This is a genomic window from Phocaeicola sp. RTP21359st1_B8_RTP21360_211022, from assembly GCF_040911965.1.
Lineage (GTDB): Bacteria > Bacteroidota > Bacteroidia > Bacteroidales > Bacteroidaceae > Phocaeicola > Phocaeicola vulgatus.
This window is the reverse complement of record NZ_JBDFXP010000087.1, coordinates 1-8317: the sequence shown is the minus strand read 5'-3', so window position 1 is coordinate 8317 and position 8317 is coordinate 1. Positions and strand designations below refer to the sequence as shown.

At 50.1% G+C, this 8317-nt stretch carries 11 protein-coding genes and 1 pseudogene; 10 read left to right on the top strand and 2 right to left on the bottom strand.

Features of this window, described 5'->3' with window-relative positions:
* The 3 genes and pseudogenes from AB5062_RS22225 to AB5062_RS22215 all read left to right on the top strand — a co-directional run.
* Positions 1-123 (top strand): annotated as a pseudogene (locus tag AB5062_RS22225) (sigma-70 family RNA polymerase sigma factor); the annotation flags it as partial.
* Between the two features lie 38 nt (positions 124-161).
* The gene (locus AB5062_RS22220; protein WP_258920479.1) at positions 162-554 is read left to right on the top strand and encodes a hypothetical protein; all 393 of its coding nucleotides are present in this window, start codon (positions 162-164) and stop codon (positions 552-554) included.
* A 34-nt stretch (positions 555-588) separates the two neighbouring features.
* A complete protein-coding gene (locus AB5062_RS22215; RefSeq protein ID WP_229035973.1) occupies positions 589-738 on the top strand; it encodes a hypothetical protein in 150 nt (49 codons plus the stop codon).
* Between the two features lie 338 nt (positions 739-1076).
* Here AB5062_RS22215 and AB5062_RS22210 read toward each other — a convergent pair whose 3' ends face one another.
* Positions 1077-1400, bottom strand: a complete 324-nt coding sequence (locus tag AB5062_RS22210; protein ID WP_007853013.1) for a helix-turn-helix domain-containing protein — start codon at positions 1398-1400, stop codon at positions 1077-1079.
* 21 nt (positions 1401-1421) lie between these two features.
* On the opposite strand from AB5062_RS22210, the gene AB5062_RS22205 reads away from it, so the two are divergent.
* On the top strand, positions 1422-1739 hold the full coding sequence (locus tag AB5062_RS22205) for a hypothetical protein (RefSeq protein WP_182423011.1): 318 nt from the start codon (positions 1422-1424) through the stop codon (positions 1737-1739).
* Here the strand turns inward: AB5062_RS22205 and AB5062_RS22200 are convergent.
* On the bottom strand, positions 1731-2042 hold the full coding sequence (locus AB5062_RS22200) for a helix-turn-helix domain-containing protein (protein WP_038607834.1): 312 nt from the start codon (positions 2040-2042) through the stop codon (positions 1731-1733). The two genes, AB5062_RS22205 and AB5062_RS22200, sit on opposite strands and share 9 nt — an antisense overlap.
* Positions 2043-2519: 477 nt before the next feature.
* Between AB5062_RS22200 and AB5062_RS22195 the strand changes: the two genes are divergently transcribed.
* The 6 genes from AB5062_RS22195 to AB5062_RS22170 all read left to right on the top strand — a co-directional run bounded on the left by AB5062_RS22195 (position 2520) and on the right by AB5062_RS22170 (position 7806).
* Entirely contained in the window at positions 2520-3014 is a 495-nt protein-coding gene (locus tag AB5062_RS22195; protein WP_008666977.1) for a DUF3408 domain-containing protein, read from the top strand.
* Positions 3015-3241: 227 nt separating this feature from the next.
* Positions 3242-3613: a mobilization protein gene (locus AB5062_RS22190; protein ID WP_195574937.1), complete on the top strand. Its 372-nt coding sequence runs from the start codon at positions 3242-3244 to the stop codon at positions 3611-3613.
* Between the two features lie 4 nt (positions 3614-3617).
* Positions 3618-4538, top strand: coding sequence for a relaxase/mobilization nuclease domain-containing protein (locus AB5062_RS22185; RefSeq protein ID WP_368326985.1), 921 nt, complete (start codon positions 3618-3620; stop codon positions 4536-4538).
* 31 nt (positions 4539-4569) lie between these two features.
* Positions 4570-5325 carry a hypothetical protein gene (locus tag AB5062_RS22180; protein ID WP_195574933.1) on the top strand — a complete coding sequence of 252 codons (756 nt, stop codon included), beginning with the start codon at positions 4570-4572 and terminating at the stop codon, positions 5323-5325.
* Between the two features lie 160 nt (positions 5326-5485).
* Complete coding sequence (locus AB5062_RS22175; protein WP_368326986.1) at positions 5486-6793, top strand: tyrosine-type recombinase/integrase; 1308 nt, start codon at positions 5486-5488, stop codon at positions 6791-6793.
* Between the two features lie 494 nt (positions 6794-7287).
* The gene (locus AB5062_RS22170; RefSeq protein ID WP_117696329.1) at positions 7288-7806 is read left to right on the top strand and encodes a UpxY family transcription antiterminator; all 519 of its coding nucleotides are present in this window, start codon (positions 7288-7290) and stop codon (positions 7804-7806) included.
* Positions 7807-8317 lie beyond the last annotated feature (511 nt).

Below are 8317 nucleotides of genomic sequence, written 5' to 3'. Positions count from 1 at the left end.
TGCATGGGTATCTCGGCATCGGCCATATCGCAGAAAGTATGCAGGATAGTGGACGCGGTACGTACCCACAGCGGTTTTGCATGGAGAAGTCAGATGCTGGCGGTGGAAAGCTTCATGTATTGAAAAACGAAAACAGTTCAACCGATAAAAGAAGGACAATTATGGCACTGATAGTATACAACAGGGAAAACTTCCGTCCGCAGGAAGTCACATACAAGGGTAAGCGGACCATCAACCTTGACAGCAGGGGGACTGTCTATCTGTCAAAGACGATGTCAATCGAATTGGGAATCCTCGGCGGCGGACGGGTGAACTTCGCCCACGACGACGAGACGGGTGACTGGTATATCTGCCGGGCCGACGACAGCGAGGGGTTCATCGTCTGGAAGGACAAAAGATGCGCAAGGTTCTCGGCGGGGTTTATCGTGCAGAGACTCATGCGGCAGGCGAAGGTGGAGAGGAAGAGCGTGCAGTTCATGATGGCGAGGATGCCGGTAGAGATTGGCGGAGTGGCCTATTACAAGATACTGCTCTCGAATCCGATACTCAGATAGAGACATGGGCCGGAGGAGTCCGGCTGTATATGACATGACGGAGACAGGCGCATCCGACGGGACAAAAGCCCGTCGGATGTGCCTGTTTTTATGTGCCGTCATGTTTACACACGGACATGCGGTTGTCACCGGCCGGCATAAGGTCACTCCGAAAAGACCGGGAAACGGCATTGCCGGAGGATAATGATACCGGTACGGAATGTGCCGCCATTACGGGAATGGATCGTCCCACCGGTACACGAACGACCCGCCCCAATTTCAGAATAACATAATGACATAATAAAATAAGGGTCTTTTTTTATAATGGAATCCCCGTATCTTATTGCCATACCGGAAAAATGTTTCCATGTCCCGCCATGTTATGCCAATGTTGTCACCGGATCATAATTCATAAAGAGAAATACTCTGTGTATAAATACTTTATGAGCAAATTAAAGTCGTTCATCCGATGGAAAGAAAACGAAGGGGCGATCGGTATGACAACCGACCGCCCCTTCATTCACGATCCCGTACGGAACATTTCTAAAGTTCCTCCGGCCTGGTTCTCGCCTCCCTGTAGCAACTGTCAAGCAGCTTCTCGATATCGGAAGAACGGTACAGTATCTTGCCGCCCAGCCGGGTGAAGGCAAGCAGGCCGCTGTCACGGTACTGTTGCAGGCTGCGGCGGCTCACTTTCAGCTTTTCAGCCAGTTCGCGGTCCGTATAGAAGTTCTCGCCCGCCATCGCCGGTGACCTGCCGGCAAAGAGACGCTCCATGGAAACGGAGAGACGTTCGACGGTGGAGAAGAACTCTCTTATATGCTCGCTGCTCTCACGGGTGAGCAGACGGTTATCGGTATTCATCATAAATCTCATCTGTTTGTTGGTTTGACATTTACTTTTTCAGTTTCTCATATATCGGCCCCACCCCATGACATGGAGGGTGTGGGGGCATCCCTCCGACATGAACCGGCACTCTTTCGTACCGATACGGATATGGCATCCCTCCCCGTCCCCGTCTATCCTGTAGAGCGAGAAGCTTCCACGCCCGTACTCCGCGTCAAGGCTGTAGGCCAGCAGGCGGTAGTCCCCGCTGGAATCCCTGAAGATGTAGAAATCGGGACTGCCGTCCAGACTTTCCCAGCCGCCTGCCAGACTGTCGGGAGAAAGTATCATCCTTTCGTTTCCCATGGCTTCTCAAATTGATTTTCCCATGCTTTCAGCCCGCTTGCGGCGCTCCTCCACTATCCGGACGATACTTTCCACATCCCCGGGCTTGTAATAAGTCTTGTGGCAGATCTGTGTATATGCCAGCGTACCGTTGTCACGCAGGGTCTGCAGGGTTCTCGGGCTGACCTTCAGCAGCAGGCACACCTCCTGGTTGTCCAGCCATTTCTTCTCTTCCATGTCACCGTACAGCCGGCAAAGGGTGTCCAGCCGGTCCGCGAACGTCCGGAAGGCCGAGAGCATCGCCTCGAAGGTCCTTGCTTCAATGTTCACTATTTCCATAATCAATGTAATTTCAGGTTTGACATCTGTTTCATTCTCTTTTCGAATCCGGATTCCGTGCCGCAATTTAGTGAATTCCGGCGGAACATCCTGAATTTCAAGACAGGATGACTACCTTTGACACCATATGCGTACTTGTTTCATCCGCAAAGTAAATGATTGTTCCCGGATATGGTTCCGGCCCTTCATCAGATGTCATTATATGTCATCAGATGTCATGGAAATCTGATTTTGACATTCATTCGCTTTTAGTAAACAGACGTTCAGATCCGTTCCCGAAGAGTGGAAAATTTCCGGTGCGTATATTTGTGAAGTCATCACCGTCAGACTGATCCAACAATATGAATAACGCGGCAAACCCCGCCAATCGGACCCGTCCGTTTCACACCGTCTGTTATTATCGTTTTATTTGCTTCCGACAACCGGGCAAACGGGTAGACCGTGCCCACAGTATCAACCATCTAAAATCCATGTACAATGAAAAGTGAACCGACTGAAAAACCAAGAGGAAAGAAAACGGCGGCATCCGAAACCGCAGACAGAAAGAACGGTCGTAGTCCTAGCCCCGGCCACGACGAGTGGTGGGAAAGACTCATGATGGAACCCGGTCCGGGGAAATCCACCGGTATGGATGCGGAACCGGTGATTCCATCCGGGACTGATGCGGAGGAGGTGTCCGGGGAGGCGGGAAGAAAGGACACCCCGCCGGAACCGGAAGACCCCGTGAGAAGAAGGACGAGCGGCAGGCAGCGCAGGGCCTCGCTGGAGGAGTACCGGGAAACATACCTCACCGTCCCGAAGATCAGGAACCGCAAGACGGTGTTCGTCAGTGAGGATGTGAGGGACGAACTGGACGCCGTCGTCCGCAGGCTCGGCGGGCGTGGCATGAGCGTTTCCGGACTGCTGGAGAACCTTGCCAGGGAGCATCTTGCCGCCTACCGTGGGGACATCGAGCAGTGGAGAAAAATCTGACAGCCTGTAACCGGGCGTGGAGTGTACCCGATGTATGCACCGTCCCCTGTGTACCCGCTTCAATGTGGAAAATGCGGGGGGATTTTTCTGTGGGGGGAGCAAGGGTATGTTTCCGGATTCCCGAAAACCCTTGCTCCCCGCTCCCGGCGGTTGCAGGGAGGGCAAATCCGCTCCCGCCGGTCGCAGATTTTGGAATGAAAGAAGTACGGACGAAAAAGAAAAAACATATGACAAAGGATATGAATGGGATGAAGAAAAAACGCGGCCGTCCGGCACTGGGCAGGACGCGGAAGCTGACCAAAGGCGTGACGGTGAAGTTCTCCCCCGTCAGCTACGAGACTCTCAGGTTCAGGGCAGGGAAGTCCGGCCGGAGTCTGGCGGTCTATATCAGGGAGGCGGCACTGGCGGCCACCGTTACGGCAAGGCATACACCGGAGGAGAACGCGCTGCTGCGCAGCCTGGCGGGAATGGCGAACAACCTGAACCGGCTGACAAAGCTCTCGCACCAGGCAGGCTTTTACAGGACAAGGCTGCTGATAGGCGGGCTGCTGGAAAAGCTGAAGCGGATCATGGATGATTACAGACCTAAAGGAGGATAGCCTCATGATAGGGAAGATCAGGAAAGGCCGCTCGTTCGGCGGCTGCATACGCTACGTGACGCAGAAGGACGACGCAAAAATCATCGCCTCGGAAGGTGTGCTGCTAGGAACGGCAGAAGAGATGGCGCGAAGTTTCCGGTGGCAATGCCTGCTGAATCCAGACGTGACGAAACCGGTGGGACACATCGCGCTCAGCTTCAAGCCGGAGGACGCACCGAGGCTGACCGATGCCTTTATGGCAAGTCTGGCGGAGGAATACCTGGAGCTGATTGGGATACGAAACACGCAGTTCATCGTGGTGAGGCATCACGGGACGGACAACCCGCACTGCCACATCGTCTTCAACCGGGTGGACTTCGACGGGAAAGTGATTTCCGACAGCAACGATTTCAGGCGCAACGAGAAAGTGACAAAAATGCTTAAAGACAAGTATTCGCTCACCTATTCCGAAGGCAAACAGTCCGTTAAAACGGAAAAGCTGCACGCTTCCGAAAAGGTGAAATACGAGATATATCGTGCGGTTAAGGAAGCTTTGAGGAGTGCAGATACAATTTATGAATTTCAAAATAAGCTCTTAAAAATGGGCGTGGAAATGGAATTCAAGTACAAGGGAAACACTAATGAAGTGCAGGGCATCCGCTTTATCAAGGACGGTCTGTCATTCAAGGGAAGTGGGATTGACCGCAGTTTCAGCTGGTCAAGGCTGGATGTGGCATTGGACCGTAACCATGTCACGTTCCTGGAAAATGACGTTTCCCGAAAGCAACCGTACCATGAACAAAGTCATGGTTCTGTTATTGATAACCTGGTCGAAGTCACCGGTACGGGTGGCGTGTTCATGCCGTCGGTGGCACCGACGGAGGACGAGAAAGAGGCGGAACGCCTGCGGAGAAAGAAGAAGCGCAGGAAAGGAAGGAGTTTGTAAACTAGTATGTATAACGAAAAAACCTTGAAAGATGAAAGAGGAAAACTATCTGGAAGGCATCTACGGATGTCTTGAAAGGATCGAGAAGAAAGTGGAGATATTGTCATCCGCCCCGGCGGATAAAAACAAGGCGGTAACGGGCGGTGAGACCGGAATTGCCATGTTACGGGAAATCAGGGACGGGCTTGAACGGGATTTGAACGGAATCCGGACATCGTTCAGCCAATATGCCGGAACACTCCTCGCCGTCAGCAAAAGCATGCAGGACGTGTCCGGCAGGAACCCGTTGCCGGACAGAACCGCTGAAATCCTGGCCGGGATAAGAAAAACCGGGGAGCAGACCTCGGAGGAGATCAAGGCCCTGCTGAAGACAACCGGTGACAATGCAAGGATCCGCAACGAGCACCGCCATACTGTCAGCATCGAGTCCAAAGGTATACTCTGGACTTTCACCGGGATGTTCGCGATGGTCACCGTCCTGGCAGTCGCCCTCCATGCGGCCAGACAGCCGGACTACGACCGTGCCGACAACGACCTGAAGTACCGCTACATCAGGATGAAGGGCGAAGCATCGCCTGAAAATATCTCCGGACTGGAAAATATTTTCGGATTCAACCGTGACAACGGCAAGATAAACCAAATGCGCAAGGATGTGGAAGCCTACGAGGAAGCGGTACACGAGCGGGCCGCCCTTATCGAGCAGGCACGGTTAAAGGAGCATGCGGCAAGGGAGCTGGGAAACAAGGCCGACTCGATCAGGGGCAGAAATTCAAAAAGGCGGAGATGATATGGCAAGGGTGAAAGTCAAATTCCGATCGTCGGCAGCCGATGGCTGACAAGGAACGGTATTTTACCGGATGGTACATAACCGCATGGCTCGCCAGCAAAAGACGGGCTACCACCTTTTGATAATTTTGCATTCTGTATAATTTTAAATCAGAGAGTTTATGGCTACAGTAAAAATTAAATTCAGACCTTCTTCTGTGGATGGCAGAGAGGGTACGGTTTATTATCAAGTGATTCACGGACGTGTGGCAAGGCAGATCAACACCTCTTGCAAGCTGTTTCCTGCCGAATGGAGCAAGCGGCATTCCCGGATTGTCATCGCGTCATCCGATGAGGACAGACGACAATATCTATTGCTATTGGATAAAAAAATAGCGGAAGATACCGACCGTCTGGAGAATGTCATCACAGCTCTGGAACGGAAGGGAGGTACTTTCACCGCCGATGATGTAACCTCTGCCTTTTACGATGGACATTGCGGGCTGTCTTTTTCCGTATTTATGCGGGATGTCACCAACGGTCTGAAACGCCTGGGCAAGATACGGACAAGCGAGACCTACACCTCTACCCTTAACAGTTTCATGCGTTTCATGGAGGGAAGGGACATACCGCCCTGTGATATGGATTCCGACCTGATGATCGCATACGAGGCGTGGCTGAAATCAGGCGGGGTTTCCATGAATACCATCTCTTTTTACATGCGCAACCTGCGGGCGGTATATAACCGTGCCGTGGAGAAAGAACTCGTTATCCAGCGTTTCCCCTTCAGACATGTCTATACGGGAGTCGAGAGAACGACGAAGCGGGCCGTTCCCCTGCGTGCGATAAAACAGCTCATGACATTGGACCTGTCACTTCATCCGGCCAAGAGGTTTGCAAGGGACATGCTGCTTCTCAGTTTTTACACAAGGGGGATGTCCATGATCGATATGGTGTTCCTGAAAAAGAAGGATCTCAACAACGGCATCCTCTCATACCGGCGGAAAAAAACCGGTCAACAACTTTTTGTAAAATGGGAGCCGTGCATGCAGGAGATCGTGGACCGTTACAATATTCCCGGCTCCCCGTACCTTCTTCCCATTATCGCCAGACCGGGCATGGACGAGAGAAAGCAATATATCAACGCATCCCATCGTATCAACAGATATTTGAAAGCTATCGGAAAAGAACTGGGCTTGTCTGTCCCCCTGACCCATTACGTCGCCCGTCATTCCTGGGCCAGTGCGGCCCGGAGTAAGAATATTCCGATTTCCGTAATCAGCGAAAGTATGGGACATGATTCGGAAAACACAACTAGGATCTATCTGACCACATTGGACACTGCCACCATTGATAAGGCAAACAGATTAATTTTAAATTCCTTATGCACTTATGCAGGGAATAACAAACATATCGAGCGGACAGACGCTTTCTTTTCGAGAGAAGTGAAAAAAAAATTCCTGAATAAGGAATACTTGTTCAAGGAATAATCTTGGATGTAAGAATGTTCAGGGATGATAAAATGTTAAGCAAAAATTATGATCTCTTCGTAAGAGATGAACAATGCGACATATATGAATAAAACAGTCTGATAATAAATACTTTGCCTTCTTTTAAAAAGCAGTTCGCTCAACAATCCGTTTTGCGGTTTTAAGGATCGGCTCGTGTCCCATTGTTATTTTTTTTACTCATTTTGTGGTTATTCTCAATATTTTTCGTAATTTTGCATCCGGTTATTCATCTCTTACGAAGAGAAGTGCAACAGAAGCAGGTGCAAACGCACCTGAAAATCCGCCAGATATAATGGCAAACAGACGCAGATTTCTGATCGGGAATGAAGCAATGGAACAAGAACAGGGAGAAATCCCGAACTTTTACGAATTGTATTTATAACTGCCTGATTGATAGAAATATTCACAATCTTGCAGGATTGATAAATATGTCCTGAAGCGAAATGGCGGCATTTACAAGGATCGAAAAAGGAATGAGGTGGTACGTAATGCGCGACTTGAAAAGGGCAAACGCCAAAGTACCCGCTTATAAGCTGCTGGAAGAAATGAAGATGGAGGTCTTCGTTCCTATGAAATGGCACTTGGTCACCCGCAAGGGAATGCGTATCCGTGAGGAAGTGCCCTTCATACAGGACTTGCTCTTCGTGCATGAAACACAAAACAACCTTGACGCCGTCGTGGAAAAGATACCTACCCTCCAGTACCGCTGGCTGCGTGGCACGTGGCGCGAGCCGATGACGGTGGCTGATACGGACATGGAACGTTTCATCCGTGCCGTGGATGCCACTGAATCCCCCAGGTATTACCTGCCGGAAGAAATTACCCCAACCATGTACGGGCGTAAGATCCGCATTGAGGGCGGACCGCTCAGCGGATACGAGGGAAGGCTGCTCACGACACGGGGCTCCAAGGTCAAACGCCTGCTCGTCGAACTGGAAGGATTTCTTGCCGTAGGAGTGGAGGTTGATCCCGAGTATATACAACTTATCTGACAGAACTGCCTGTGGCTTTCATTTCCAATTTTTCCGCTCCTTCTTTATTTGAAACGGTCGATTCTATTCAGGCAGCCGTATGTTGATAGTTAAAACCAATTGGATTTGATAATGTTTTTTGTGAAATATTTACTTATTTAATATAATATATTATACAGTGGTTTAATACTAACAGAAAAGTGTGGAAACGGCATTGACTTTTTGGGCACTCTTTGAAACTTGCAAAATGTAGGACTTACGTGGAGGAATATGTCTCAACTACAATGAAGCAGCTGATGTCCGGCAACAAGGAATATGACGCTCACTTGTTATCTCCATGATTGTTGACGCATAATCTTACTAAAATTAACATCAATGACATATCTTCCTAAATTTAAATAAGACAGAGTAATTTGAGCAATTATGATTTATATAATTTACAAAAAATAATACACACAATGACCATAGCAGTAGACTTTGACGGTACTATTGTTGAGCACAAGTATCCGGCAATCGGCAGGGAGTTGCCGTT